General features: G+C 71.5%; 23 protein-coding genes and 1 pseudogene. 8 read left to right on the top strand and 16 right to left on the bottom strand.

Annotated features, from left to right (window positions below; translation table 11 throughout):
- From ACWDEN_RS42985 to ACWDEN_RS42975, 3 genes are all read right to left on the bottom strand, one after another.
- The coding region (locus tag ACWDEN_RS42985; protein WP_450863412.1) for a class I SAM-dependent methyltransferase at positions 1 to 726 on the bottom strand (726 nt) is incomplete at its 3' end.
- Positions 727 to 791: 65 nt separating this feature from the next.
- Positions 792 to 1,136, bottom strand: a complete 345-nt coding sequence (locus ACWDEN_RS42980) for a VOC family protein (RefSeq protein WP_351614770.1) — start codon at positions 1,134 to 1,136, stop codon at positions 792 to 794.
- Between the two features lies 1 nt (position 1,137).
- The gene (locus tag ACWDEN_RS42975) at positions 1,138 to 1,317 is read right to left on the bottom strand and encodes a ribbon-helix-helix domain-containing protein (RefSeq protein WP_351614767.1); all 180 of its coding nucleotides are present in this window, start codon (positions 1,315 to 1,317) and stop codon (positions 1,138 to 1,140) included.
- Positions 1,318 to 1,471: 154 nt separating this feature from the next.
- Here ACWDEN_RS42975 and ACWDEN_RS42970 point away from each other — a divergent pair, with 154 nt between their 5' ends.
- Both ACWDEN_RS42970 and ACWDEN_RS42965 read left to right on the top strand, forming a co-directional pair.
- Entirely contained in the window at positions 1,472 to 2,509 is a 1,038-nt protein-coding gene (locus ACWDEN_RS42970; protein ID WP_450863409.1) for a phosphatidylinositol-specific phospholipase C domain-containing protein, read from the top strand.
- A 94-nt stretch (positions 2,510 to 2,603) separates the two neighbouring features.
- A complete protein-coding gene (locus ACWDEN_RS42965; protein ID WP_450863407.1) occupies positions 2,604 to 3,161 on the top strand; it encodes a glycoside hydrolase family 25 protein in 558 nt (185 codons plus the stop codon).
- A 47-nt stretch (positions 3,162 to 3,208) separates the two neighbouring features.
- Here ACWDEN_RS42965 and ACWDEN_RS42960 read toward each other — a convergent pair whose 3' ends face one another.
- Positions 3,209 to 3,868, bottom strand: coding sequence for an NADPH-dependent F420 reductase (locus tag ACWDEN_RS42960; RefSeq protein ID WP_351614758.1), 660 nt, complete (start codon positions 3,866 to 3,868; stop codon positions 3,209 to 3,211).
- Positions 3,869 to 3,970: 102 nt separating this feature from the next.
- Positions 3,971 to 4,966 carry a zinc-dependent alcohol dehydrogenase family protein gene (locus tag ACWDEN_RS42955; protein ID WP_450863405.1) on the bottom strand — a complete coding sequence of 332 codons (996 nt, stop codon included), beginning with the start codon at positions 4,964 to 4,966 and terminating at the stop codon, positions 3,971 to 3,973.
- A gap of 102 nt (positions 4,967 to 5,068) precedes the next feature.
- Here ACWDEN_RS42955 and ACWDEN_RS42950 point away from each other — a divergent pair, with 102 nt between their 5' ends.
- Positions 5,069 to 5,989, top strand: coding sequence for an AraC family transcriptional regulator (locus tag ACWDEN_RS42950; RefSeq protein WP_450863403.1), 921 nt, complete (start codon positions 5,069 to 5,071; stop codon positions 5,987 to 5,989).
- Between the two features lie 145 nt (positions 5,990 to 6,134).
- Here the strand turns inward: ACWDEN_RS42950 and ACWDEN_RS42945 are convergent, their stop codons facing one another.
- The 8 genes from ACWDEN_RS42945 to ACWDEN_RS42910 all read right to left on the bottom strand — a co-directional run bounded on the left by ACWDEN_RS42945 (position 6,135) and on the right by ACWDEN_RS42910 (position 13,710).
- Positions 6,135 to 6,347 (bottom strand): EF-hand domain-containing protein, encoded by a 213-nt coding sequence (locus ACWDEN_RS42945; protein WP_330337704.1) that lies wholly within the window; start codon positions 6,345 to 6,347, stop codon positions 6,135 to 6,137.
- A gap of 59 nt (positions 6,348 to 6,406) precedes the next feature.
- Positions 6,407 to 7,318, bottom strand: coding sequence for a helix-turn-helix domain-containing protein (locus ACWDEN_RS42940; RefSeq protein ID WP_450863402.1), 912 nt, complete (start codon positions 7,316 to 7,318; stop codon positions 6,407 to 6,409).
- 47 nt (positions 7,319 to 7,365) lie between these two features.
- The gene (locus ACWDEN_RS42935) at positions 7,366 to 8,553 is read right to left on the bottom strand and encodes a YVTN family beta-propeller repeat protein (protein ID WP_450863400.1); all 1,188 of its coding nucleotides are present in this window, start codon (positions 8,551 to 8,553) and stop codon (positions 7,366 to 7,368) included.
- A complete protein-coding gene (locus ACWDEN_RS42930) occupies positions 8,553 to 9,368 on the bottom strand; it encodes a polysaccharide deacetylase family protein (RefSeq protein WP_450863398.1) in 816 nt (271 codons plus the stop codon). The genes ACWDEN_RS42935 and ACWDEN_RS42930 overlap by 1 nt, the downstream gene beginning before the upstream one ends.
- An 85-nt stretch (positions 9,369 to 9,453) precedes the next feature.
- A complete protein-coding gene (locus ACWDEN_RS42925; protein ID WP_351614740.1) occupies positions 9,454 to 9,957 on the bottom strand; it encodes an ATP-binding protein in 504 nt (167 codons plus the stop codon).
- Between the two features lie 299 nt (positions 9,958 to 10,256).
- Positions 10,257 to 11,024, bottom strand: coding sequence for an enoyl-CoA hydratase/isomerase family protein (locus tag ACWDEN_RS42920; RefSeq protein WP_351614737.1), 768 nt, complete (start codon positions 11,022 to 11,024; stop codon positions 10,257 to 10,259).
- A gap of 79 nt (positions 11,025 to 11,103) precedes the next feature.
- On the bottom strand, positions 11,104 to 12,330 hold the full coding sequence (locus ACWDEN_RS42915) for a L,D-transpeptidase (protein WP_450863394.1): 1,227 nt from the start codon (positions 12,328 to 12,330) through the stop codon (positions 11,104 to 11,106).
- 156 nt (positions 12,331 to 12,486) lie between these two features.
- The gene (locus ACWDEN_RS42910) at positions 12,487 to 13,710 is read right to left on the bottom strand and encodes a L,D-transpeptidase (protein WP_351614732.1); all 1,224 of its coding nucleotides are present in this window, start codon (positions 13,708 to 13,710) and stop codon (positions 12,487 to 12,489) included.
- A 284-nt stretch (positions 13,711 to 13,994) separates the two neighbouring features.
- On the opposite strand from ACWDEN_RS42910, the gene glgX reads away from it, so the two are divergent.
- The 5 genes and pseudogenes from glgX (at position 13,995) to ACWDEN_RS42885 (ending at position 19,548) form a co-directional block, all read left to right on the top strand.
- A complete protein-coding gene (glgX, locus tag ACWDEN_RS42905) occupies positions 13,995 to 16,247 on the top strand; it encodes a glycogen debranching protein GlgX (protein WP_351614730.1) in 2,253 nt (750 codons plus the stop codon).
- A 102-nt stretch (positions 16,248 to 16,349) separates the two neighbouring features.
- Positions 16,350 to 16,856, top strand: coding sequence for a SigE family RNA polymerase sigma factor (locus ACWDEN_RS42900; protein ID WP_450863392.1), 507 nt, complete (start codon positions 16,350 to 16,352; stop codon positions 16,854 to 16,856).
- A 10-nt stretch (positions 16,857 to 16,866) separates the two neighbouring features.
- On the top strand, positions 16,867 to 17,427 hold the full coding sequence (locus ACWDEN_RS42895; RefSeq protein ID WP_351614724.1) for a RodZ family helix-turn-helix domain-containing protein: 561 nt from the start codon (positions 16,867 to 16,869) through the stop codon (positions 17,425 to 17,427).
- 100 nt (positions 17,428 to 17,527) lie between these two features.
- Positions 17,528 to 18,277: pseudogene (locus ACWDEN_RS42890) on the top strand (dolichyl-phosphate beta-glucosyltransferase); the annotation flags it as partial.
- Positions 18,278 to 18,327: 50 nt separating this feature from the next.
- Entirely contained in the window at positions 18,328 to 19,548 is a 1,221-nt protein-coding gene (locus ACWDEN_RS42885; protein WP_450863411.1) for a hypothetical protein, read from the top strand.
- 34 nt (positions 19,549 to 19,582) lie between these two features.
- On the opposite strand, the gene ACWDEN_RS42880 is transcribed toward ACWDEN_RS42885, so the two are convergent.
- From ACWDEN_RS42880 to ACWDEN_RS42870, 3 genes are all read right to left on the bottom strand, one after another.
- Positions 19,583 to 20,107 carry a hypothetical protein gene (locus ACWDEN_RS42880; protein WP_351614722.1) on the bottom strand — a complete coding sequence of 175 codons (525 nt, stop codon included), beginning with the start codon at positions 20,105 to 20,107 and terminating at the stop codon, positions 19,583 to 19,585.
- 276 nt (positions 20,108 to 20,383) lie between these two features.
- On the bottom strand, positions 20,384 to 22,258 hold the full coding sequence (locus ACWDEN_RS42875; protein WP_450863389.1) for an ABC transporter ATP-binding protein: 1,875 nt from the start codon (positions 22,256 to 22,258) through the stop codon (positions 20,384 to 20,386).
- Complete coding sequence (locus ACWDEN_RS42870; RefSeq protein WP_450863387.1) at positions 22,255 to 24,048, bottom strand: ABC transporter ATP-binding protein; 1,794 nt, start codon at positions 24,046 to 24,048, stop codon at positions 22,255 to 22,257. Before ACWDEN_RS42870 ends, ACWDEN_RS42875 begins: the two co-directional genes overlap by 4 nt.
- Positions 24,049 to 24,185 lie beyond the last annotated feature (137 nt).

Raw genomic sequence — 24,185 nt, 5'->3', positions numbered from 1 at the left:
CCCGCCTCGTGCCGGTAGGCGGACCGGCCGACGGTGCGCCGACGCTCGTCCTGCTCGCCGGGGGCCGGCGCGCAGGCCCGGGCGGTCGGCCTCGGCCACGAGGTCCTCCGGCAGCAGGAAGGTCATGGCGAGGGCCGAGCCGGGTGCCAGCCCGGCGACCCGGCGCAGGGTGGCCGCGGTGGCCTCCCTGGTGAGGTACATGGTGACACCGGAGGAGGCGACGACCGCCGGGCGGCGGGGATCGAATCCGGCCTCGACGAGCCGCTCCAGCCAGGACGCGCCGTCCGCCTCGAAGTCCACCGGCACCAGGCGCAGCCGGTCCGGGACGTCGAGGCCCAGTTCGGCCAGGCGGCGGCGTTTGAAGGCCTGCGGGCCCGGCTGGTCGACCTCGAAGACCCGCAGCCGGGAGGCGGTCCTCGGGGCGCGCTGGGCGAAGGTGTCCAGGCCGGCGCCCAGGATGACGTACTGGTCGACACCGCGTTCGGCCTGCTCGGCGACCAGGTCCTCGACGAAGCGGGCGCGGGCCACCATGGCGGCGCGGAATCCGCGGGTGGCCTCCTGGTCCATGTCCGGGCGGTCGCGCCAGCCGTCACCGGGGTCCGCGATCCGCAGGCCGATCTCGTCCTCGAGGACATGGGGCGGCGGATCGACCTGGACGTGCATCGCCCGCCACAGGGCGCAGCGCACCGCGGTGTTGTCCGGCGTCCCGGCCCGCTCGCCGGCCATGGCGTCGTCGGCCACAGCCTCGCGGGGCATGGCGTTGTCGGTCATGGAGGTGCCTCCCGTACCCGTCACTTCGCCGCGGGGGCCTGCAGGCTCCACAGCCGTCCGTCGGGGTCGCGGACCGTCATCATCCGGGTCCCGAAGTGGGTGTCCTCGAACGGCGTGACGACCTCGACGGCGGGATCGGCGCGGAACGCGTCCGCGTCCGGCACCTTCAGCACGATCTGCGTCTGCGGCTCCCGGTCCTCGGGAACCTCGGCGATGAACACGTACGGCCCGTCGCCGTTGCGGAACTGGCCGGAGTTGTGGTCGGTCGCGAACTCCAGGTCGTAGCCCAGCGCCTGGAAGAACTTCGCCGCCCTTCCCCAGTTGTGGGTCTCCAGGAACACGGCCTCGATGCCTTCGGTCGCCATGTCAGCTCTCCTTCTCGGTCGACTGCTGTTCCCGCTCCTGGGCGTCGTCGAGGTAGGCGCGCAGCGCGTCTGCGACCAGGGCCGACAACGACATGCCCGACTCGATGGCGCGGTACTTGACCTGCTTGATCAGCCCGATCGGCAGGTACACGTTGAACTGCTTGACTTCCTCATCACCCACGCCTCCGAGGCTAGCATGCTAGCAATCTAGCCGCCACCAGTGGCGACCCGCGCGACCGCCGGAAAGTGGCCGATGTTTCTCCAGGGGCTACCGTGCAGTAACCGCTTACTCCTACGCTGCCGCCAACTCGGCGACAGCGAAAGGGAGTTGGACAATGGGAGCGGGAAGACGACTGGCGGCACTCGCGGGAGCCGCCGCTCTGCTGATGGTGGGGCCGGGCGACGCCCACGCGGCGGCGCCGAAGTTCTCCGAGACGACGGCGATCGGGACGCACAACGCGTACGACAAGTCCAAGTACACGTACTTCGCCCAGGCGTTGGACTCGGGCGCCTCGCTGCTCGAGATCGACATCTACGCGGACAGCCTGAGCAGGCGCTGGCGGGTGAGCCACAGCAACCCGTGGGGCGACGACAACAACTGCGAGGACGCGAAGACCCCGGGCGAGCTGTACAGCAAGAGCCGCAACCAGGACTTCGGCGGCTGCCTGGACAACATCGCGGCCTGGAACCAGCTCCACCCCGACCACCCGCCGATCGTCTTCAAGATCGAGATGAAGGTCGGCTTCAACAACACCATCGGGCTCGGCCCCGACGCGTTCGACACCCTCGTCGACCAGAAGCTCGGCAGCAGCGTCTACAAGCCGGCCGACCTGCTGGGCGGTACCTACGGCACGCTGGACGCGGCCGCCAAGGCCAACGCCTGGCCGTCCCGCGACTCCCTCAAGGGCAAGTTCATCTTCGAGGTGATCCCCGGCACCGTGGAGATGAACAACCCCTTCGACCACTACTGGACGGACCAGGAGTACGGCGACCATCTGCGCGACCTGTACGAGGCCGGGAACATCTCACGCGCCGAGGCCTTCCCGGCGGTGCTGGGCGCGGCGAACGGCGACCCGCGGGCGACCCGCTGGACCTCCGACACCTCGATCCGCCCCTGGTTCGTGTTCTTCGACGGTGACGCGGCGACGTACGTCGACAACGGCTACGACACGTCGTTCTACTCCGCGAACCACTACATCTCGATCATGACGGACGCCTCCAGCGTCTCTCCGGCCATCTCCTCGACCAACCCGACGGACGCCGAGGTCGCCGCCCGGCTGGCCCTGCTGGCCAAGGACCACGCGAGCATCATCACCTCCGACTGGTCGGCCAAGCCGGCGTCGGTACTCAGTTCGGTGGTCACCCGGAGCTGACGTTCCCCCGCCCGTGGCGGATCGGGCGTGCCATCGTGGGGCATCACTCAACCAGCAACTCCTTTCCCCCACCGGCACCTCGAGGAGTCCCCACATGCTCCGCGGCATCGACATCAGCGCGTACCAGTCGTCCTCGTACGACACGAGCGGCCTCTCCTTCGCCTTCATCAAGGCGACGGAGGGCCACTCCTACGTCAACCCCCACGCCACCGCCCAGGCGAAGACCGCGCGTGACGCCGGCCTGGTCGTGGGCTTCTACCACTTCCTGTGGCCGGGCAACCTCACCGCCCAGGCCGAGCACTTCGTGACAGCCGCCCCGTCGAGGGCGGGCGACATCCTCGCCGTCGACTGGGAAACCACCGGCGACGGCACCCACGCGAGCAACGCGGAGAAGGACACCTTCCTCAGGAAGGTGAAGCAGCTGAGGCCGCACCACCGGGTCGTGCTCTACGCGAACAGGGACTTCTGGTTGACCATCGACACGACCTCCTACGCGGGCGACGGCCTCTGGATCGCCGACTACGTCACCGCGGGCAAGCCCCGCATCAAGGCGAAGTGGCTCTTCCACCAGTACACCAGCGAGCCCCATGACAAGGACGTGGCCGCCTTCGCGAGCAAGGCAGCGCTCAAGGCCTGGGCCGACGGGGCGTAACACAGCACGCGTGGTCCTGATGCGCGAGGAGCGGAAGGCGGTTGGCGTCAGCCCCGGAAGTCCGCCGGGCGTTCCGGGGATGCCTCCGCGAGGGCCTTGCTGACGGCCTCGGTGCCGGCCCGCAGGCCGTAGACGGGGGTGCCGGGCTGCTGGCGCCAGGAGTCGTCGATGCCGCCCGCGTCGACCGTGTCGAAGCCGAGTTCGTCGATCAGGGCGCGGACCTTCGCCTTGGCCGCCTCGTCGTCGCCGGCGACGGGGAGGGCGAGGCGCTCGGGGTCGCCCGCCGGGAGGGGGCGGTCCAGGATGTCCTGGGCGTAGGTTCCGTTGAAGGCCTTGATCACCGGGTGGCCGAGGTGTTGCCCGGTCCAGCGGCTCTCGGTCAGGCCCTCGTCCTCGATGGCCGCGATCCGGCCGTCGCGCTGCGGGTAGTAGTTGCCGGTGTCGATCACCGCCACGCCCTCGGCGGCGCCGTCCAGCAGGCCCGAGGGGAGGCCCGGGACCGCCTTCAGCGGGACGGTGACGACCACGACCTGGGCGCCCTCGGCCGCCTCCTCGGCCCGGGCGGCCCGCGCCCCGGTCTCCTCGGCCAGTTCCTTCAGGGTCTCGGGGCCACGGGAGTTGGCCACGGAGACGTCGTGGCCGAGGGCGGTGAGCCTTCGGGTGAGGTTGCCGCCGATGTTGCCCGCGCCGATGATGCCGATCTTCATGACAGGCCTTTCGGGGTTGAATGCATGTGCATACTCGGATGTCTGCGACAACTCCTCCGCCACGGCTCCTATTCCGGGTCCGCGACGCCAGGGTGAACCGGCTCAAAGGCGTACGACGATCTTGCCCGTGTGCGTGTTGGACTCCATCAGGCGGTGCGCGTCCCGGATGCGGTCCAGGCCGTCGTACACCTCGGCGATCACCGGGCGCAGCGTGCCGTCCGTGAGGCCGGAGCCCAGGTAGTGGGCGCCGCGGTGGCGGCCCTCCGGCGTGCCGGTGAGCGCGATGTCGGCGTAGCCGTGGACGGTCAGCGGCCACTGGCGGGGCAGCAGGATGGGCTGCCGGTCGTCGAGCCAGCCGTAGCCGACCAGGGTGCCGTCGGTGACGACCGCCCCGCCCAGCTCGGCGAAGGCCGGCCCGCCGATCGCGTCCAGGACGATGTCCACGCCCCGTCCGCCGGTGAGCCTTCGGGCCTCCTTCACCACGTCCTCGCTGTCGCTGACGATCACGTGCTCGGCGCCCAGCTCCAGCAGCCGCTCCCGCTTGGCCTCGGTGCGCGTGGTGACGATCGGGACGGCTCCGGCCCGCCGCACCACCTGGATCGCGGCCGTGCCGACCCCGCTGGAGGCGCCGGTGATCAGCACCCGCTGCCCGGGTACCAGTCCGGCCCGCTCGATCAGGGCGCCGTAGGCCGTGGTGTAGGTCAGCCAGACGGCGGCGCCGGTGACCGCGTCGACTCCGGCGGGGCGCGGGACGAGGCCGCCGACCGGCAGGACGACCCGTTCGGCGTGGACGCCGTGTGCGCTGAGCTCGAAGTTGGCGGCGGCGAGGACCTTGTCGCCCGGTGCGAACTCCGTCACGCCCTCGCCGACGGCCTCGACCTCGCCGGCCGCCTCGTAGCCGATGCGGGAGCCGGGCAGGGTCGGCTGGTAGTAGTACGTGCCGGACCGGAACATCGCCTCGGCCCGGTTGAGACCCACCGCCTCCACCTTCACCAGCACCTCTCCGGTACCGGGCGCGAGCAGCTCGACCTCCTCGACCGTGAGGACGTCGGGGCCGCCGATTTCGTGAAAGAGCACTGTGCGTGCGGAAGTTGTCATGACGTCGAGGCTAGGTACGGAAGCGAAGACGTTCCATGTCCTCCTGTCTCGGTTCCATGTCCGTACGTCTCTCCCTGCCCGCTCCTCGGCTACGGTGACCGCATGGACGTGCTCAGCGACGTCGTCGCGGCCATGCGCACCGGGCGCCCGCACTCCGCGCGCCGGTACAAGTACGCGCCCTGGGGGATGTGGTGGGCGGACTCCGACGAGGCCGGGTTCCATGTGGTGCTGCGCGGCTCGGCCTGGCTGATCCCGCAGGACGGGGAGCCGCTGGCACTGGCGCCGGGGGACGTCGTCTTCCTCGCGCACGGAGCCGGGCACTCCCTGGTCAGCGCGCCCGGCGTGCCCACGCAGGAGGTACGGCTGCTGCCCGACGGCACCTGGAGCGGGGCGCCGCCCGAGGAGCCGAGGGAGGGCTGCCCGGACACCATCACCCTGTGCGGGACCTACCGGCTGGACCGGGACCGGGCGCACCGGCTGCTGGCCGAGCTGCCGGAGATCGTGCATCTGCCCGCCACCGTGGGCGGCCACCGCTCGCTGCGGGCGGCGGTGGAACTGCTCGGGATGGAGCTGGAGGAGCAGCGGCCGGGCACGGACGCGATCGTCACCTCGCTGCTCGACACCCTGCTGCTGTACATCCTGCGGGCCTGGTGGGAGAGCGAGTCGGCGGCGGGGCGGGCGCGGGGCTGGGCGGCGGCGCTGGCCGACCCGGCGGTCGCGGCCGCGCTGCGCGCGATCCACGGCGAGCCCGGGCGCGCCTGGACGGTGGCGGAACTGGGCGCCTCCGGCGGGCTGTCCCGGGCTGCGTTCGCACGCCGGTTCACGACGCTGGTGGGCGAGCCGCCGCTGACGTATCTGACCTGGTGGCGGATGACGACGGCGGGCCGGCTGCTGCGCCACGACGACCTCTCGCTGCGGGAGATCGCCCAACGCGTCGGCTACGTCTCGGAGTTCGCCTTCGCCAAGGCCTTCAAGCGGGAGTACGGGGTGGCCCCGGGCCGGTATCGAAGGGGTGTCGCGTAGGTCAGCGCCTCCCCTCAGGACGGGCGCGAACATCACCCATCACCTGAAGGAGCTGCCGGCCGGTACTACCCACGCCGTGCCGCGTGCGGATCCGGCGGGCATGACGAAGGGGCCCTCACCGCGGTGAGGGCCCCTTGTCAGCACGTCACTTGTTCAGGTAGGCCCAGAACTCGTCGAACGACAGGACCTTGTCCCCGTTCAGGTCCCGCTGCTTGATGATGGCCTCGGCGACAGTCTCCGTGACGTTCCAGTCGCCTCCCTGAGCCAGGGCGCTCTTGAACTCGGCGGCGGTGATGAATCCGTCACCGTCCGCGTCGATCCGCTGGAACTGCTTGCGTGCTTCCTCGATGTCCGCCACCGATCCGCCCCTTTTGGTCGTTTTTCTCATGCCGTGCTGGCGTACTGACGCTGGTCAGATTAACGGCCCGGCCAGGCCTTCAGCGCCGCGACCACCCAGCCGAACTCCTCCTGGAACCTCGGGGGCTCCTGCTCGCCCTTGATCACGGCGGCCAACTCCCGGTAGCGGACGACCTCGTTGCCAAGGTCGATACGGCGGAGCACGGCCGCGCGGTCGGTGTCCGCGCCGAGCAGTTCGGTCAGGACGGTGTCCGCCTCGGGTGACTGCGGGGTCACCCCGCGGTCCTGGGCGGCACCGACCAGCTCGACGAGCCGCTTGAAGAACATCGCCGAGGCGCCCGCCGGGGTGTCCGGGGTACGGTCGGCGGCGTTGTACTCGATCATGCGGCGCATCGCGGCCTGGAAGTCCGGGCTCTGCAGCAGTTCCGCCAGCTCCACCCAGGCGTCGACCTGCTCCGGTGTGGGGTCGTCCGGCAGCGCCACGCCGAGGGTCCGGGTCCGCTCCCGGATCCAGGGATCGGCCGTGTCCAGCCCGTGGAAGATCTCCTCCACGAAGTCGTCCACGATCCGCTGCCGCTCCGCGGCGGACAGCCGTGCCAGTTTGTTCATCAGGGTCATCTCCTCGGCGGTCGAGCCTCGTCGGGCGACCGTCGACAGCACCGCACGGGTCACCCTCAGCGACCGGATCTGCGCGTCCAGAGCCGCGACGTGCGTGGCCGCGACCTCGGCGACCGTCCGCTCCCCGCCCAGCACCTGGCGTACGTCGTCCAGGCCGAGCCCCAGCTCGCGCAGGGTGCGGATCAGCTCCAGGCGGCCCACGGCGGCGCCGTCGTAGAGCCGGTAGCCGCCCGTGGACCGGGTCACCGGGGTGAGGACGCCCTCGTCCGACCAGTAGCGGATGGTGCGTACGCTCAGCCCGGTGGCCCGTGCCAGCTCGCCGATGGTGAGAAGTCCGGTGCCGTCTTCGGTCATGTCGGCGAGTCTGGGCCTTCCAGCGGGTGGAGACTCAAACGGCGGGTTCAGCGGAAGATGCCGGTGTGTCCGAGCGAGTAGCGGCCGGGCTGCGGGTAGACGGCGAGGCCGTGCGGGCCGCTGCCGACCTTGATGCGGGCCAGTTCGTTGCCGGTCCGTGTGTCGATGGCGTACACCACGCCGTTGTAGCGGCCGGACAGCCACAGCACCGTGCCGTCGGCGGAGACGCCGCCCATGTCGGGGCTGCCGCCGCCGGGCAGGTGCCACTTCACGGTGAGCCGGTTCTTGGTGAAGTCGAACAGGGAGATGGTGCCCTCGCCCCGGTTGGAGATGTACATCACGCGCGAGTCACGGCTGATGTAGAGGCCGTGGGCGCCCTTGCCGGTGTAGAGGAAGCGGGGCTTGGTGAACTTGTCGCCGTCGAGGATCCACAGGCCGTTCGCGACCATGTCGGCGATGTAGAACAGCTTGCCGTCCGGGGAGATCTTGACGTCCTGCGGCATCGCGCCCTCGTACGGCAGCCGCTCCTGGCGCACGACCGTCATCTTCGCGGTGTCGACCTTGAGGATCTCGCCGCTGAACTCGCAGGAGACGATGAAGTAGCGTCCGTCCGGGGAGAAGTCGGCGTGGTTGACGCCGTAGCAGCTGACCGGCACGGTCTTGACGACCTTCATGGTGTGCGCGTCGCGGAAGACCAGCTGGCGGTCCCTGGAGGCCATGACGACGGCGTACCTGCCGTCGGGCGTGAAGTACAGGTTGTACGGGTCGTGCACGGCGACCGGCTTGCCGGCCTTGCCGGTCTTCGGGTCGATGGGGGTGAGGCTGTTGCCGAGGTCGTTGTTGACCCAGAGGGTCTTCAGGTCCCAGGACGGCACGACGTGCTGGGGCTGGTGGCCGACCGGGATCGTGTCGATGACCTTGTAGGTCTCCGGGTCGATGACGGTGACGGTGTCGGAGTTGGTGTTGGGGACGTACACCCGGGACGGGAAGTCCCTGACGACCGGGGAGAGCCGGTTCGGGCGGTCGGCGGAGTAGAGGTCCTTCGGGTTCTCGACCGGCGGCATCCCGGGCAGCACGTTCATCTGCCGCTTGCCGTTCCCCGGCTGGGCCGGGGCCTTGCTGGCCAAGGTCTCGTTCGCGTGGTGCTGAGAACCCGGACTGCACGCGGACAGCAGCGTCAGGGCGGTGAGGGCGGCACCGGTGGCCAGCAGGCGGGCGGCTTTGTTGGTTCGCATCAGCTCAGCAACTCCGTGGTGGTGACCGCGCGCAGTCCGCGCCGGTCGAGTTCGTGGAGGAGATCGGGCAGGGCGGCCACCGTGTCCGGGTACCCGAAGTGCAGGCTCACCACCGACCCGCCGCGCACATCGGCGAGAACCTTGCGGGTGACGGCGGCGGCGCCGGGGCGGGTGTAGTCGAGCGAGTCGACGTCGTACGACAGCACGTGCGGGTAGCCGGCGGCGCGGGCCAGCCGGGCGACCAGCGGGGAGGCGGTCGGCGAGCGGGAGGGGCGGAACCAGGTGCCGATGGAACCGGTGAGCCGCTTCAGCCGGTCCGCGCAGTCGGTGATCTCCTTGCGGGCGTCCGCCTCGGCGAGGGCGTTGACGGCGATGTGGTGCTGGGTGTGGTTGCCGAGGTCGTGGCCGCCGTCGAGGATCCGGCGAGCGACGTCCGGGTGTTCGTCCAGCCAGGTGCCGACGGCGAGCACGGTGAGCCGGGCGCCGTGCTGCTCGGCCGTACCCAGCAGGGAGTGGGCGATGGCGGGGTCGCCCTGGCCGTGGAAGGTGAGAGCGACCTGGGCGCGGGTGCGCGGGCCGTGGGTGATCTGGGCGGGCAGGCCGGGGTAGGCCCGGGGAACGGGGGCCGTCTTGCCGCCGGCCGCGTGGTGGGCCGGGGAGGTGCCGGTCGGGGGCGCGGAAGGGGGCGCGGAGTCCTGGGCGTTGGGCGGGGTGTCCCGGCCGGTGCCGCAACCGGCGGCGAGCGCGCCGCCGGCGACGATTCCGGCGCCCGCGCGCAGCACCCCGCGTCGGTTGGTGGTGGTCACCCGTACCATTTAAGGGGCGATGGGCAAGAAAAGCGCCGATTGGCCCGAAAGTGGGACGATTTCGGGTCGCCGTAAGAGGGATGCCGTGCCCCCGCTACCGGTCGGCCACCCGCATCTCGAACCAGGTCGTCTTGCCGCGCGGCAGGAGGTCGACGCCCCAGCGGTCGGAGAGCTTGTCCACGAGGAACAGCCCGCGGCCGCTGACGTCCATCTCCTGAACCGGCATCAGGCAGGGCAGGCCGCGCGAGGGGTCGCGGACCTCCACCCGGATCCAGCCGGGGCGGCGGCGCATCCGCAGGCCGAAGACCCGGGCGCCGGTGTGCCGTACGGCGTTGCCGACGAGTTCGGACACGAGTAAGACGGTGTCCTCGGTCAGCTTGGGGGTGAGCCGCCAGGTGCGCAGGACGACGACCTGGGCGAGCCGGCGTGCGGCGGCCGCGGACTCCGGGCGGGACGGCAGCGGCACCTCTGTCGCTGCCGGGTCACCGTACAGTTCGAGCGCCTTGAGCGCCTGTTCGTCCTCTACCGCGGGCGACCAGCGTGCCGCGGCCGCACGGCTGTGTCCCCGCGGCTGTTCGATGCCCTCCAGCCCCGCCATGCCCCCATGATGGCGGCCCGGAGCCGTCTTGGGGGCCGTTCCCGAGGAATACGCCCCCTGTACGCCCCCGCTCCCCGCCGAGCGACCGGCATATGCCGACGGCATGTCACTGACCGGTAGGGCCCGGTTGAGCTGCGAAGACGGCTCACTTTCGGGCAATCGTCCGGCTCCCTCGACCGAGCAGGCTTAAGGCTGCCTTAAGGCTCCCATAAACCGCCCCATCGAGGGACCCGGAAGAGACGGAACGTCAATTGCAAGAGGTGCCGCGGGAGTTACCGGGAAGTTCACACCGCTGACGTTCAGCGGAACTTGGCCTTGCCCGGACCCTCCTCCACGAAGCTGCGCATGCCGATCTCGCGGTCCTCGGTGGCGAACAGGCCCGCGAACCAGTTCCGTTCGACGGCGAGGCCGGTGTCGATGTCGGTCTCCAGGCCGGTGTCGACGGACTCCTTCGCCGCGCGCAGGGCGATCGACGGACCCTGGGCGAGCCTCGCGGCCCAGGCGTGCGCCTGCTCGTACACCTCGGCGGCCGGGACGACCCGGTCCACCAGGCCGATCGCGAGGGCCTCGTCGGCCTTGACCTGGCGGCCCGTGAAGATGAGGTCCTTGGCCTTGGACGGTCCGACCAGCCGGGGCAGCCGCTGGGTGCCGCCGGCGCCCGGGATCAGGCCGAGCAGGATCTCGGGCTGGCCGAGCTTGGCGTTCTCGGCGGCGATGCGGTAGTCGGCGCACAGGGCCAGTTCGCAGCCGCCGCCGAGGGCGTAGCCGGTGATGGCGGCGACGACGGGCTTGGGGATGCGGGCGACGGCCGTGAAGGAGTCCTGCAGGGCGCGGGCGCGCAGGACCATCGCGGTGTGGTCCATGTTCTGCATCTCCTTGATGTCCGCGCCCGCCGCGAACACCCGCTCGCCGCCGTAGATCACCACGGCGCGCACGTCGTCGCGGCGCGTGGCCTCCTCGGCGAGCTCCTTCAGCCGGTCCTGCGTGGCGACGTCCAGCGCGTTCATCGGCGGGCGGTCGAGGCGCAGGGTTCCGACACCTTCGGCGACTTCGAGATTCACGGTCATGGAGGCAGGTTAACGGGCACTAACGGCAACGGACCCGGTGCCGTACCTCACAGCACCGGGCCCGTATGTCAGACGTGGCTCACTTCGTCCAGTCCGCCCACGACATGTTCCAGCCGTTGAACCCGTTCGCGGGGTCCACCGTCCGGTCGTGGGCGTTCTTCACGATCACCACGTCGCCGACGATCGAGTGGTTGAACATCCAGGCCGCCGGGGTGGAGCCGTCGTAGCCGCCGCGCACGTCGCTCAGGCCGACGCAGCCGTGGCTGGCGTTGTAGTTGCCGAAGGCGTCGCCGCCCCAGTAGTTGCCGTGCAGGAAGGTGCCGGAGGTGGTCAGGCGCATGGCGTGCGGGACGTCCTTGATGTCGTACTCGCCGCCGTAGCCGACCGTCTCGCCGTTCATCCGGGTGACGGCGAGCTTCTCGCTGATGACCATCTGGCCGTTCCAGGTGTCATAGCCGGGCTTGCCGGTGGTGACCGGGAGGGTCTTGATGACCTTGCCGTCCTGGGTGACCTTCATCGTGTGGTTCTTGGCGTCCACGACGGAGACCTGGTTGCGGCCGATGGTGAACTTGATGGTCTTGTGCTGCTTGCCATAGACGCCGTCGCGGCCCGCGACCCCGTCGAGGTCGAGGTCGACGGTGACCTTGGTGCCTTCCTTCCAGTACTGCTCGGGGCGGAAGTCCAGGCGGTCGTTGCCGAACCAGTGGCCCTCGACGTCCACGGCCGGCTCGGTCCTGATCCTGATGGCCTTCTCCACGGCCTGCGGGTGCGTGATGCCCCGGGTGAAGTTGACGGAGAACGGCATCCCGACGCCGACGGTGGAGCCGTCCTCGGGGGTGAAGTAGCCGAGGAAGGTGTTCTTCGGGGTCAGGGTGGTGAACGTGGAGTCCTCGGCGGCCTCGCGGCCCTCGGAGTCCTTGGCGACCGCGTGCACCGTGTACTTGGTGGACGCGGCCAGATGGGTCGACGGCGTCCAGGACGCGCCCCCGCCGGTGAGGGTGCCGGCGACCGCCCGGCCCTTGGCGTCCTTGACGGTGACCTCGGTCAGCTTGCCCTGGGAGACGTTCACCTTCAGCGCCCCGCTGGTGTCGACGCCGGTGGCACCGGACTTCGGCGCTATGGTGACGGCGGCGGTGGACTGCTGCCTGCCCTGCTGGGTCTCCTTGCCCTTGCCGTCGCCGGCGCCCTTGCCGCCGCCCCCGCCGCAGGCCGCGAGGGAGAGCACCAGCGCGCCGGATATGAGCGCCGGCCCCATACGGCCTCGCCGCCCCGCCGCCGACGCCCCCGATATTGGCCGCACGTTCAAGTTGGTCTCCCCTCGCCGGGCCTGGTCAGACCCGCTCCCCACCACACTGGTGCGCGCATATTAACCGTCTGGTTTTGAGCGGGGTGTCAGGCGAATGTCACCGTTCCGTCGCAACTTGCGCCCGCATCCCCGCCCGAACCCGCGCCCCTCACCTGGTTATTTCACCGCGCTGCCCGCTTTCCACTCCTGCCAGGTCATGTTCCACCCGCCGAGGCCGTTGTCCGGAGCGACGGTCTTCTCCAGGCTGCCCACGACCTCGATGACGTCACCGACGAGACTGCGGTCGAAGAACCAGCCGGCCGGGGTGGCCGAGCTGCCGCCCCTGACGTCCCTGAGGCCGACACAGCCGTGGCTGACGTTGGCGCGCCCCGGGGCGTTCGGCGACCAGTAGTTGCCGTGCACGAAGGTGCCGGAGTCGGTGAGCTTCATGGCGTGCGGGACGTCGGGGATGTCGTACTCGCCGCCGAAGCCGACCGTGCGGCTGTTCATGCGGGTGACGTCCTGCATGTCCATCACCACCATCTTGCCGTTGTAGGTGGGGTTCTGCGGGGCGCCCGCGGTGATCGGCACGGTGGCGAGCAGCCGGCCGTCCCGGCGCACCTGCATGATGTGCCTGGCGGCGTCGACCAGGGAGACCTGGCTGCGGCCGACGGTGAAGGCGAAGGTCTTGTCCTGCAACCCGTAGACACCGGGCGCCCCTTGGACGTCCCGCAGGTTGAGGTCGACGGTGACCTCCGTGCCGGGCTTCCAGTACTGCTCGGGACGGAAGTCGAGACGGCTGCGGCCGAACCAGTGCGGGCGGATCTCGACCGGCGGCCGCGCGCTGACCCGGACGGCGCGTTCGACGGCGGCGCGGTCGGTGATCTCCCGGCTGAAGTCGAGCGAGACGATCATGCCGGTGCCGACGACGGCGCGGTTCTCCGGGGTGACGTAACCGATGAACCGCTGGTCGGGGACGAGTGTGGAGAAGGTGGTGTGCCGGGCCGAGCGGCGGCCGTCCGCGTCGAGCGCCACGACGTCGACGGTGTACCGGGCGGCGAGCGCCAGCCGGTCCTCGTCCGGCCGCCAGGTCCGGCCGTCGGCGCTGATGTGCCCGGGTACCGGGGAGTCCTGCGCGTCCTGTGACTTGACGACGGTCACCCGCTGAAGGCGCCCGTCGGGCACCCGGACCCGCAGCCGCCGGTCGGGGCGGACGGCCTTTCCGCCGTCGTCGGGGGTGACGTGGATGACGTCCTCGGGTGCCGGGGGTCTGCCGGGCGCTCCGTCCAGCCCGAGCGGTCCGAAGCCCCCGGAGGAGCATCCTCCCAGCAGTGCCGCCCATGTCAGTACGGCGGCCAGGGCGACCCCCGCGCGCCGCGCGCGTCCTTGTACGTGCCTCACGCGCGGCTCAACGACCGGGCCCGCTCCGGGGAAACGTGAGTGCGACGCACGCACTGGGCAGAACAGAGGGAAGGACGACACGCTGGGGAGCCGCAGCGCCCGTGCCGAAGGGCGCCTTCCTGGATCGGTTCGACGGAAAGGGACGCACAGCGCGATCCGGAGGGCGCCCCCGGCGGTGGGGCGCAGCCGTACCGGGCGGCCGAGGGTGCTGCGGGGCAGCCTCGGCTCCTCGGCACGGCCGGTTGCGCCGCCCCGGGGCGAGCCACTGAAAGAGGGGCCGACAGGTGACGAGGGCAGCCGAGCAGCGGGCACCGGCCGGGGAGCCGGACGCCGGGACCGGGCAGCAGCCGGCCGTGGTGAACGGCGCCCGGCGCGCCGCGGTGCCGGCTCCCGTGGTGTGGCCGGGCGCCCCGACGCCGCTGGGGGCCCGGTTCCGGGTCGGCCCGGACGGGGTCGCGGGCACCAACTTCGCGCTGTGGGCGGGCGGGGCGGAGGCGGTCCGGGTGTGTCTGTTCGACGAGGGGGGCCGGGAGACCCAGGTCCGGCTGACCGAGCTGACGCACGAGATCTGGCACGGTTTCGTGCCGGGCGTGATGCCGGGGCAGCGGTACGGCTACCGGGTGGACGGCCGCTGGGACCCGTGGACCGGCGCCCGCTGGAACCCGGCCAAGCTGCTGCTGGACCCGTACGCGCGGGCGGTGGACGGTGAGTTCAGCCTGCCGCCGGAGGTGTACGGGCATGTCCGGGACTGGCCCGAGCAGCGTGTCGCCGACACCGTGCGCGACGACCGGGACTCGGCGCCCTACGTCCCGAAGGGGGTCGTCGTCGACGATGACGACGACTGGGAGGACGACCACCGGCCGAAGACGCCGTGGGCCGACTCCGTCATCTACGAGCTGCACGTACGCGGCTTCACCAAGCTGCACCCCGGCGTCCCGGAGAAGCTGCGCGGCACCTACGCGGGCCTCGCGCACCCGGCGGCGATCGAGCACCTGGTGAAGCTGGGCGTCACGGCCGTCGAGCTGCTCCCCGTCCACCAGTTCGCGCACGAGGACCACCTGCTGCGCCGGGGCCTTGGCAACTACTGGGGCTACAACTCCATCGGCTACTTCGCCCCGCACGCCGCCTACGCGGCCTCCGGTACGACGGGCCAGCAGGTCGGCGAGTTCAAGCGGATGGTGCGCGCGCTGCACGCGGCCGGCATCGAGGTCATCCTCGACGTGGTCTACAACCACACCGCGGAGGCGGGCGAGCTGGGCCCGACGCTGTCCCTGAAGGGCATCGACAACCGCGGCTACTACCGCCTCCAGGACGACGCCCGCCGGTACGCCGACTACACCGGCTGCGGCAACACCCTGCATGTCGTCCAGCCCCAGGTGCTGCGTCTGATCACCGACTCGCTGCGCTACTGGGTGACGGAGATGGGCGTGGACGGCTTCCGCTTCGACCTCGCGGCGGCGCTGGCCCGCTCGATGCACGACGTCGACATGCTCTCCCCGTTCCTGGCGGTCATCGCCCAGGACCCCGTACTGCGCCGGGTGAAGCTCATCGCCGAACCGTGGGACATCGGCTCCGGCGGCTACCAGGTGGGCGCCTTCCCTCCGTTGTGGACCGAGTGGAACGACCGCTACCGCAACACCGTCCGCGACTTCTGGCGGCACGCCCTGCCGGACGTCCGCGAGATGGGCTACCGCCTGTCCGGCTCCAGCGATCTGTACGCCTGGGGCGGCCGCCGCCCGTACGCCTCGGTCAACTTCGTGACCGCGCACGACGGGTTCACCCTGCGCGACCTGGTGTCGTACGAGTGCAAGCACAACGAGGCCAACGGCGAGGACAACCGCGACGGCACCGACGACAACCGCTCCTGGAACTGCGGGGTGGAGGGCGAGACGCAGGACGAGCGGATACGGGCCCTGCGCCGCCGTCAGCTGCGCAACCTGCTGACCACGCTCCTGCTGTCCACCGGCGTGCCCATGCTGGTGGCCGGCGACGAACTGGGCCGCACCCAGCGCGGCAACAACAACGCCTACTGCCAGGACAACGAGATCAGCTGGCTGGACTGGTCCCTGCTGGACGACCCGGCCTGGCGGCCCCTGTTCGACCTGGCCTCCCGGCTGATCGCCCTGCGCCACCGGCATCCGGTGCTGCGCCGCCGCGCCTTCTTCTCCGGCCGCGCCCACTCGGCCGACGGGCTGCGGGACCTGGCGTGGTTCACCGCGCGGGGCACGGAGATGACCGAGGGCGACTGGTACGCCCCCGCGGCCACGCTCGGCATGTACCTCTCCGGCCGGGACATCCCGGGCCGTGACGAGCGGGGCGCACCGGTCGCGGACGACAGCTTCCTCGCGGTCCTGCACGCGGGCGAGGATCCGGCGGTCTTCGTGCTGCCGGGTCAGCCGTGGGCGGACCGGTACGAGGTGATCGTGGACACCTCCCGGGAGGACCAGGCCGAGCCCCCCGGCACGGTCCACCCGGCGGGCGCGGAGATCACGGTGCCGGGGCGCTCCGTACTCCTCCTGCGGGTCGCCCCTGTGTGACGGCTGTGCGTGACGCGGATCACGCCCGGCCGGTGCAGCGTTCCCGGGCCCCCAGGGCCTTACTCCTGGTGAAGACAGCCGGCGAGAACGGGGACCGTGAGGATGGAGCAGGCTCGGGCCGGTGAGTACGACGCGTTCGTGGCGGCCCGCTGGTCGGTGTTGTTCCATCTGGCCCGTCTGCTCACCGGAGGGGACCGGCACCGGGCCGAGGACCTGTTGCAGGAGTCCTTGGTCAAGCTGTGGTTCGTCTGGCCGAAGATCGCCGACGAGGCACCGGAGGCGTATGTCCGCAAGGTGCTGGCGCGGGCCGCGGCCCGTTCGGCCCGCCGGCGCTGGTGGGGCGAGCGGCCCGTGGAGGTGCTGCCCGAGGTGGCGGCGGCCGGCGATGTGTCGGCGACCGTGGCCGAGCGCTCCCGGCTGGAGGCGGCGCTCGCCGAACTGAGCGCGCAGCAGCGGGCCGCGGTCGTGCTGCGCTACTACCAGGACCTGCCCGACCGGCAGGTCGCGCAGATCCTGGGCTGCCCGGTCGGCACCGCCCGGTCCCATGCCGCGCGCGGGGTGGCCCGGCTGCGCGGGCTGCTGGCCGACGTCATCGAGCCGGTGGGGTGAGGGGGGACCCGTGAAGCACGTGGACGACACCGAGCACATGGATCACTTCGAGCGGCAGCTGACGCGGCTCATGCACAGCACGCAGGAACCGGTGCGCTACGAGCCCCGGCACCAGGAGGCGCTGCACGCGGGCGTACGGGTGCGGCGCCGGGTGCGCGCAGCGCGCCGGGCGGCCGGTTCCGTGCTGGCGGTCGCCGGACTCGGCCTCGGTCTGCTGCTGTGGCCGCACGGCCACACCGACGGCCGGCCCAGCGCCCCGCACCCCCGGCCCGCGACCAGTCCGACGCCCGTCCCGAGCACCTCGCCGGGCCCGTCGCAGTCGCCGAGCACCACCTACGCGCCGAGCGGCCCGCCGTCCTCGACCGCGACGGACTCCGCCACCCCGGGCTCGACCACGTCGACCGCCAACCCGCCCGGCGCGACCGGGAGTTCGGCCACGGCCACCCCCACACAGCGGCCGCCCGCCACGGCCACCTCGGGGAGCACCACCGCTCCCCCGGCCTCCGCGACGGTGAGCGCACCGGCCGAGTCGTCGGACAACCCCTCATCGGCGATCAGCCCGACCCGCTGACCCGCATCCACCACTCCATCCGCGTGCCTTCGGCATGCCCTTCCACCAGGGACAAACGGGGAACAACGTGATGAAACTCCGACCGGGCCGAGTCCCGGCCATGGCACCGGCGCCCGACCGCGCACCCCTGTCGCCACAGGCGGGCGAACCCGTCCTGGACCTGGTCGTACCGGTGTTCAACGAGGAGAAGGACCTGGAGCCGAACGTCCGGCGGCTGCACACGCATCTGCGGGAGACCTTCCCCTATCCGTTCCGGATCACCATCGCCGACAACGCGAGCACCGACGGCACCCCGCGCATCGCCGCCCTACTGGCCGGGGAACTGCCCGGGGTGGTCTCGCTGCGGCTGCCGGAGAAGGGCCGCGGCCGGGCGCTCCGGGCGGCCTGGACCGAATCGCGGGCGCCCGTGCTGGCGTACCTCGACGTGGACCTGTCCACGGAACTGGCCGCGCTGCTGCCGCTGGTCGCGCCGCTGATATCCGGCCATTCCGACCTGGCCATCGGCACCCGGCTCGCGCCCGGCGCACGGGTGGTGCGCGGCGCCAGGCGCGAGGTCATCTCCCGCTGTTACAACGTCCTGCTGCGCTGCACCCTCGCCGTCGGCTTCTCCGACGCGCAGTGCGGTTTCAAGGCGGTGCGCCGCGAGGTCGCCGAACGGCTGCTGCCGCAGGTGCGGGACGGGGAGTGGTTCTTCGACACCGAACTGCTGGTGCTGGCCGAGCGGGCGGGCCTGAGGATCCACGAGGTCCCGGTGGACTGGGTCGACGACCCCGACAGCAGTGTCGACATCGTCGCCACCGCGCTGGCCGACCTGCGCGGGATCGTCCGGATGCTGCGGACGCCGGCCCGCCGCCGTCGCCGTACCGGCCCGGTCGCCCCGTGACCGTGACCCTGCCCCGTATGCCGGCCCTGGCCGCGCAGGCCGTCTCCGGTTCCCGGCTGCGGGCCGCCGCCCGCCGGCACGGGCCCGTGCTCGCGCTGTTCGGCGCGCTGAAGCTGACGGGCTTCGTGTCCTTCCTGTACCTGCTGTCCTCGGCCGGGGACTATCGCACCAAGGACCCCCGGTTCGGCGGCGGAGCGCACGCCTGGGACGTGCTGGCGACCTGGGACGGGTGGTGGTACCAGCAGATCGCCCTGCACGGTTACGACCCGAGGCTCGTCCATGTCCCGGGCGCCACCGGACTGATCACACTGGAGGGCAACTCGGCGGCGTTCTTCCCGCTGTACCCGGCCCTGATGCGGATGGTCATGGCCGTCACCGGCCTCGGCCCGTACGGCGCCGGCCTGCTGGTGTCGGTCCTCGCCTCCTTCGCCGCCGCGCTCGGCGTCTGCCTGATCGCGGAGCGGTTCGGCGGGCGGCGGGCCGGACTCGCGGCGGCCGGGCTGTGGGCGGTGTGGCCGGGCTCGGGCGTGGAGTGGGCGGTCTACTCCGACTCCCTCTACGTGGCCCTGGCCGCCTGGACCTGCTACACCGTCATGACCCGCCGGTGGCTGACCGCCGGAGTCCTCGCCTTCGCGGCCGGCCTCAACCGGCCCACGGCCGCCGCGCTGATCGCCGGGGTCGGCGTCGCCGCGCTGCTCGCGCTGCGCCGCCGCGAGGACGACAGCCACCGCCCGCTGCTCGCGGCGGCCCTGGCCCCGCTCGGGCTGATCGGCTATCTGCTCTGGGTCGGCGACCGCATGGGCGACCTGGGCGGCTACTTCGAGCTGCAGTCGGGGGCCTGGGCGCACGAGTTCGACTACGGCAGGCAGACCCTGGACGTGCTGACGTCCGTACCGGTGGGCCGCTTCGGCGACTATCTGTTCGCCTACCCCTTCGCGGACGTCATCGGCGTCGGTGTGGTCCTGCTCGCGTGCGCTCTGCTCCCCCTGCTCCTGAGGCTGCGCCCGCCGGCGGTACTGGTCGTGCACACCGTCCTCACCCTCGCCCTGGTCCTCGGCAGCCAGCAGATCTTCGCGAACGTCTCCCGCTATCTGCTGCCCTGCTTCCCGCTGTTCCTGCCGCTCGCGGTCGCGATGCGCCGGCTGAGCCTGCCCGTGCAGTGCACCCTGCTCGGCATCGCGGCGCTCGCCTCCGGGTCGTACGCGGGGTACGTCCTGTTCGAGCTGGGGGTGCCATGATCCGGCACCCCCAGCCCGGCGGGGAGCCGAGCGCTCAGCCCAGGCCGAGGCTGGACAGGGCGGTCGTCCAGTCGGTCATGATCGCGTTCTGTGCGTCGGTGAGGCTGACCTCACCGGCGCAGACGGCCTTCTTCAGCTTGTTCTCGACGGTGTCCTTGTTCGCGGACGTCTCGGTGCCGTAGTGCGGCTCGGGCCAGAGGTTCTCCGGGCTCCTCGGGGCGCCGCCGAGTTCGAGCGGGACGAAGTGGTCCTCCTCGTAGTCCGAGAGGTTGGTGTCGGAGTAGCCGTACTCGACGATCTGCTGCTTCTTCAGCGCGGTGGTGTAGGAGCTGGGCGGCCGTACGGTCCCGGTCCAGCCGGAGACACAGATGGTCGAGTCGATGGTGTCCTGGGTGACGTCGGGGTTGAGGGCCCCGGGCGTGCAGGCCGAGTCGGGCAGGGGGAGGTAGTCCTGGCTGCAACTGGCGGCGTGGGCCGTACCGGTGGTGACGGTGAGGCCCGCGGCGGCGAGGGCGAGCGAGGAGAGGGCGGTCACCAGGGGGCGCGATATTCGGGACATGTGGGGGTCTCCCGGTGCTGTGCCCGGCAGGGATTCCGGGCGGTCGTGAGCATGACAGCACCGGGATCATCTATGCGAGTAGACCCCTTTGCCCGACCGAGGGCTCTCTTGATTGAACGTTTATCCAAACGAGAACAGTGCGAGGCAAGGCCTTGACGGGGGCTTGACGCCGCGTCCGACCAAGAGGGCCTGGACGCGCACCGGCGTCGGCGTGATCGCTCGTCAACCACGCATCATAGCCCGAGTGAACGCACGCTGAACGACACAATGACACACCTACGCCAGGCTGTCCCGCCACGCCCGGTGCAGATCCGCGAACCGGCCCGTGCCGCCGATCAGTTCCTCCGGGCTGCCGTCCTCGACGATCCGGCCGTGCTCCATCACCAGCACCCGGTCCGCGATCTCCACCGTCGACAGCCGGTGCGCGATCACCACCGCCGTACGGCCCCGCAGCACCGTCGACATCGCCCGCTGCACGGCCCGCTCGCCCGGGATGTCCAGCGAACTGGTCGCCTCGTCCAGGATCAGCACCGCCGGATCGGCGAGCAACGCCCGGGCGAAGGCCACCAGTTGGCGTTGCCCGGCCGAGATGCGCCCGCCGCGCTTGCGGACGTCGGTGTCGTAGCCGTCGGGCAGGGCGCTGATGAACTCGTGCGCGCCGATCGCCTTCGCCGCCCGCTCGATCTCCTCCCGGGTGGCCCCGGGCCGGCCGATGGCGATGTTGTCGGCGACCGTGCCGGAGAACAGGAACGCCTCCTGGGTCACCATGACGACACCGCGCCGCAGTTCCGGCACGGGCAGCTCGCGCAGATCCACGCCGTCCAGCAGCACGCGGCCGTCGGAGGGGTCGTAGAAGCGGGCGAGGAGCTTGGCGAGCGTGGACTTGCCGGCGCCCGTGGTGCCGACCACGGCGACCGTCTGCCCGGCCGGCAGAGTCAGACCGAAGCGGGGCAGCACCTCACCGCCGGTGCGGTAGCCGAACCGGACATCCTCGAAGACGACCTCACGGCCGGGGAAGTCGCCCTTCAGCGGCGGGAGTTCACGAGGAACGGCCGGCTCCGGCACGGACGGGGTCTGGGCGAGCAGCCCGGCGACCTTGTCCAGGGAGGCGGCGGCCGACTGGTAGGAGTTCAGGAACATCCCCAGCCGGTCGATCGGGTCGTACAGCCGGCGCAGATACAGCACCGCCGCCGCCAGCACACCCAGCGCCAGCGAGCCGGACGCCACCCGGTAGGCGCCCCACAGCACGATCCCCGCGACGGCCGTGTTGGCCACCAGCCGGGAGCCGACCACATAGCGGGCCATCTCCAGCAGCGCGTCCCCGTTCGTCCGCTCGTGCCGCCTGTTGAGCACGGCGAACTCGGCGTCGTTGGCCGCCTCCCGGCGGAAGGCGCGCACCGGGCGGATGCCGTTCATCGTCTCCACGAACTTCACGATCACCGCCGCGATCGCCGTCGACCGCGCCCGGTACACCCGTCCCGCCCGCCGCTGGTAGAGCCGGACCAGCAGGTACAGCGGCAGGAACGAGGCCACCGCGACCGCGCCCATGGAGAGGTCCAGCCACAGCAGCATCGCCGAGATGTAGACGAAGGACAGCACGACGGTCACCAGCTCCTGGAGGCCGTCATTGAGCAGTTCGCGCAGCGACTCCACGTCGGTGGTGGAGCGGGAGATCAGCCGTCCGGACGTGTACCGCTCGTGGAAGTCGATGCTCAGCGCCTGCGCGTGCCGGAAGATCCGGCCCCGCAGATCCAGCAGCACGTCCTGGCTGACCCGGGCGGAGGTCTCGATGAACGCGAACTGCAGCACGCCGGAGGCGAGGGCGCACAGCAGATAGCCGACGCCGACCGCGATCAGCGGGCCGTGCCGGTGGTCCCGGAACGCCGGTACGGCGCTGTCGATGGCGTACGCCACCAGCAGCGGGCCCACCTGCACCGCCGCCTGCTGAAGCAGCAGCAGGAGCGTGGTCGTCGCGGCCCGGGCCTTCAGGGGCGCGAGCAGGGAGCGCAGCAGGGCGGCCGTGGCGCCGGGCGGGGCGGGCAGGACGTCCCGGTCGAAGACGTCACCCGAGTCGCTGCCGGTGCCCTGACCTTGCGGGCCGGGGAGTTCGTCGTCCTCGGCGGTGGGAGTGGAGGCGGTCGTGGTGGTCAACGGGAGTCCTCCGTGTCCTCGGCATCTCCGGACATCAGACGCGCGTACTCGGCGTTGGTGCGCAGCAGTTCCTGATGGGTGCCGACGGCGGCGATCCGGCCGCCCGAGAGCAGGGCGACCCGGTCGGCGAGCAGCACCGTCGACGGGCGGTGCGCCACGATCAGCGCGGTGGTGTCGGCGAGGACCTGCCGCAGCGCGGCCTCCACGGCGGCCTCCGTGTGCACGTCCAGGGCGGACAGCGGGTCGTCCAGCACCAGGAACTCCGGTCTGCCGACCACCGCGCGGGCCAGCGCGAGGCGCTGCCGCTGGCCGCCGGAGAGGCTGAGGCCCTGCTCGCCGACGCGGGTGTCGGTGCCCTGGGGGAGGGCGTGCGCGAAGTCGGCCTGCGCGACCGCGAGCGCTCGGTCGAGGTCCGGTCGTCCGGCGCCGTCGGGGGCGCCCATCAGGACGTTCTCGCCGACGCTCGTGGAGAACAGCGTGGGTTCCTCGAAGGCGACGGCCACCTTGGCGCGCAGCTCCTCGCGGGGCATCGCGGCGATGTCGACGCCGTCGAGGGTGATCCGGCCGGAGGTGAGCTCGTGCAGGCGGGGTACCAGCGCGGTGAGGGTGGACTTTCCGCTGCCGGTGGCTCCGACGAGAGCCATGGACTCGCCGGGGCGGATGTGGAGGTCGATGCGGGTGAGGAGGGGCGGGGAGCCGGGGGGTGCGTCGGGGTAGCGGAACCGGACGTTCTCGAAGCGGAGTCCGGCGTCGGCCGGTCGCGTGTCCCCGGGCTCGCGGGGTGCCGCCGCGTCGTCCTCCGGCACCTCGTCCATCACCTCGAAGTACCGCTCCGTCGCCGTCGCCGCCTCCTGGCTCATCGCCAGCAGGAACCCGATCGAGTCCACGGGCCACCGCAGCGCCAGCGCCGTGCTCAGAAAGGCGACCAGCGTGCCGGCCGAGAGCCCCCCGTCGGCCACGCGGACCGCGCCCAGCACCAGCGCCGCCCCGATCGCCAGTTCGGGCAGCGTCACGATGACACCCCAGATCGTGGCGAGCAGCCGCGCCTTGCGCAGTTCCGTGCCGCGCAGGGTGACCGACAGCTCGCGGAACGCCCGCGCCTGGCTGCGGTGCCGGCCGAAGCCCTTGATGATGCGGATGCCGAGCACGCTCTCCTCGACCACCGTCGTCAGGTCGCCGACCTGGTCCTGCGCGCGCCGCGCCACCTCGGCGTACCGCCGCTCGAAGACCGCGCAGGTCCACATCACGGGGATCGCCGGACCGAGGATGACCAGCCCCAGCACCCAGTCCTGCATCAGCATGATCACCACGCCGACCAGGATCGTCACCCCGTTGACCAGCAGGAACGTCAGTGGGAAGGCGAGGAACTGACGCAGCAGCATCAGATCGGTCGTGCCCCGCGACAGCAGTTGGCCGGAGGCCCAGCGGTCGTGGAAGGCGACGGGCAGCCGCTGCAGACGGCCGTAGAGACCGGCCCGCATCTCCGCCTCGACGTGCGGCAGCGGGCGGGCCACCAGCCAGCGCCGTATGCCGAACAGGACCGCCTCGGCGATCCCGAGCAGGAGCAGATACAGCGCGCCGAGCCACACTCCGGCCGGGTCCCGGTCGGCGACCGGCCCGTCCACGATCCACTTCAGGACGAGCGGGATCACCAGCCCGGTGCAGGAGGCGGCGATCGCGACGAACGCGGCCGTGAACAGCCGCGCCCGCACGGGGCGGACGTACGGCCACAGCCGCAGCAGGGTACGAACGGCGGAACGGTCCTCGGTGGTTGCACGTGTCGTGGGCATCACCGCGAGCGTACGGACCGGCACTGACATCGCCCACCGGGTTTCGGCCGGACCCGGGTCCGCCCTTGGTCCTACGACCTGCGTGTTCGACCCCTCGGACGAGGGTTCCGCACGAGGGGTCGTAGCCCGGCATCAAC

The sequence above is a fragment of the Streptomyces sp. NPDC001153 genome, from assembly GCF_053598315.1.
This window is presented reverse-complemented; position numbering and strand designations above follow the sequence as displayed.

Excerpts from the sequence above, each read along its gene's own strand:
- ACWDEN_RS42980 (WP_351614770.1), bottom strand. The coding sequence starts at position 1,136 with ATGGCGACCGAAGGCATCGAGGCCGTGTTCCTGGAGACCCACAACTGG.
- ACWDEN_RS42970 (WP_450863409.1), top strand. The coding sequence starts at position 1,472 with ATGGGAGCGGGAAGACGACTGGCGGCACTCGCGGGAGCCGCCGCTCTG.
- ACWDEN_RS42965 (WP_450863407.1), top strand. The coding sequence starts at position 2,604 with ATGCTCCGCGGCATCGACATCAGCGCGTACCAGTCGTCCTCGTACGAC.
- ACWDEN_RS42960 (WP_351614758.1), bottom strand. The coding sequence starts at position 3,868 with ATGAAGATCGGCATCATCGGCGCGGGCAACATCGGCGGCAACCTCACC.
- ACWDEN_RS42955 (WP_450863405.1), bottom strand. The coding sequence starts at position 4,966 with ATGACAACTTCCGCACGCACAGTGCTCTTTCACGAAATCGGCGGCCCC.
- ACWDEN_RS42950 (WP_450863403.1), top strand. The coding sequence starts at position 5,069 with ATGGACGTGCTCAGCGACGTCGTCGCGGCCATGCGCACCGGGCGCCCG.
- ACWDEN_RS42940 (WP_450863402.1), bottom strand. The coding sequence starts at position 7,318 with ATGACCGAAGACGGCACCGGACTTCTCACCATCGGCGAGCTGGCACGG.
- ACWDEN_RS42935 (WP_450863400.1), bottom strand. The coding sequence starts at position 8,553 with ATGCGAACCAACAAAGCCGCCCGCCTGCTGGCCACCGGTGCCGCCCTC.
- ACWDEN_RS42930 (WP_450863398.1), bottom strand. The coding sequence starts at position 9,368 with ATGGTACGGGTGACCACCACCAACCGACGCGGGGTGCTGCGCGCGGGC.
- ACWDEN_RS42925 (WP_351614740.1), bottom strand. The coding sequence starts at position 9,957 with ATGGCGGGGCTGGAGGGCATCGAACAGCCGCGGGGACACAGCCGTGCG.
- ACWDEN_RS42920 (WP_351614737.1), bottom strand. The coding sequence starts at position 11,024 with ATGACCGTGAATCTCGAAGTCGCCGAAGGTGTCGGAACCCTGCGCCTC.
- ACWDEN_RS42900 (WP_450863392.1), top strand. The coding sequence starts at position 16,350 with ATGGAGCAGGCTCGGGCCGGTGAGTACGACGCGTTCGTGGCGGCCCGC.
- ACWDEN_RS42885 (WP_450863411.1), top strand. The coding sequence starts at position 18,328 with ATGCCGGCCCTGGCCGCGCAGGCCGTCTCCGGTTCCCGGCTGCGGGCC.
- ACWDEN_RS42880 (WP_351614722.1), bottom strand. The coding sequence starts at position 20,107 with ATGTCCCGAATATCGCGCCCCCTGGTGACCGCCCTCTCCTCGCTCGCC.
- ACWDEN_RS42870 (WP_450863387.1), bottom strand. The coding sequence starts at position 24,048 with ATGCCCACGACACGTGCAACCACCGAGGACCGTTCCGCCGTTCGTACC.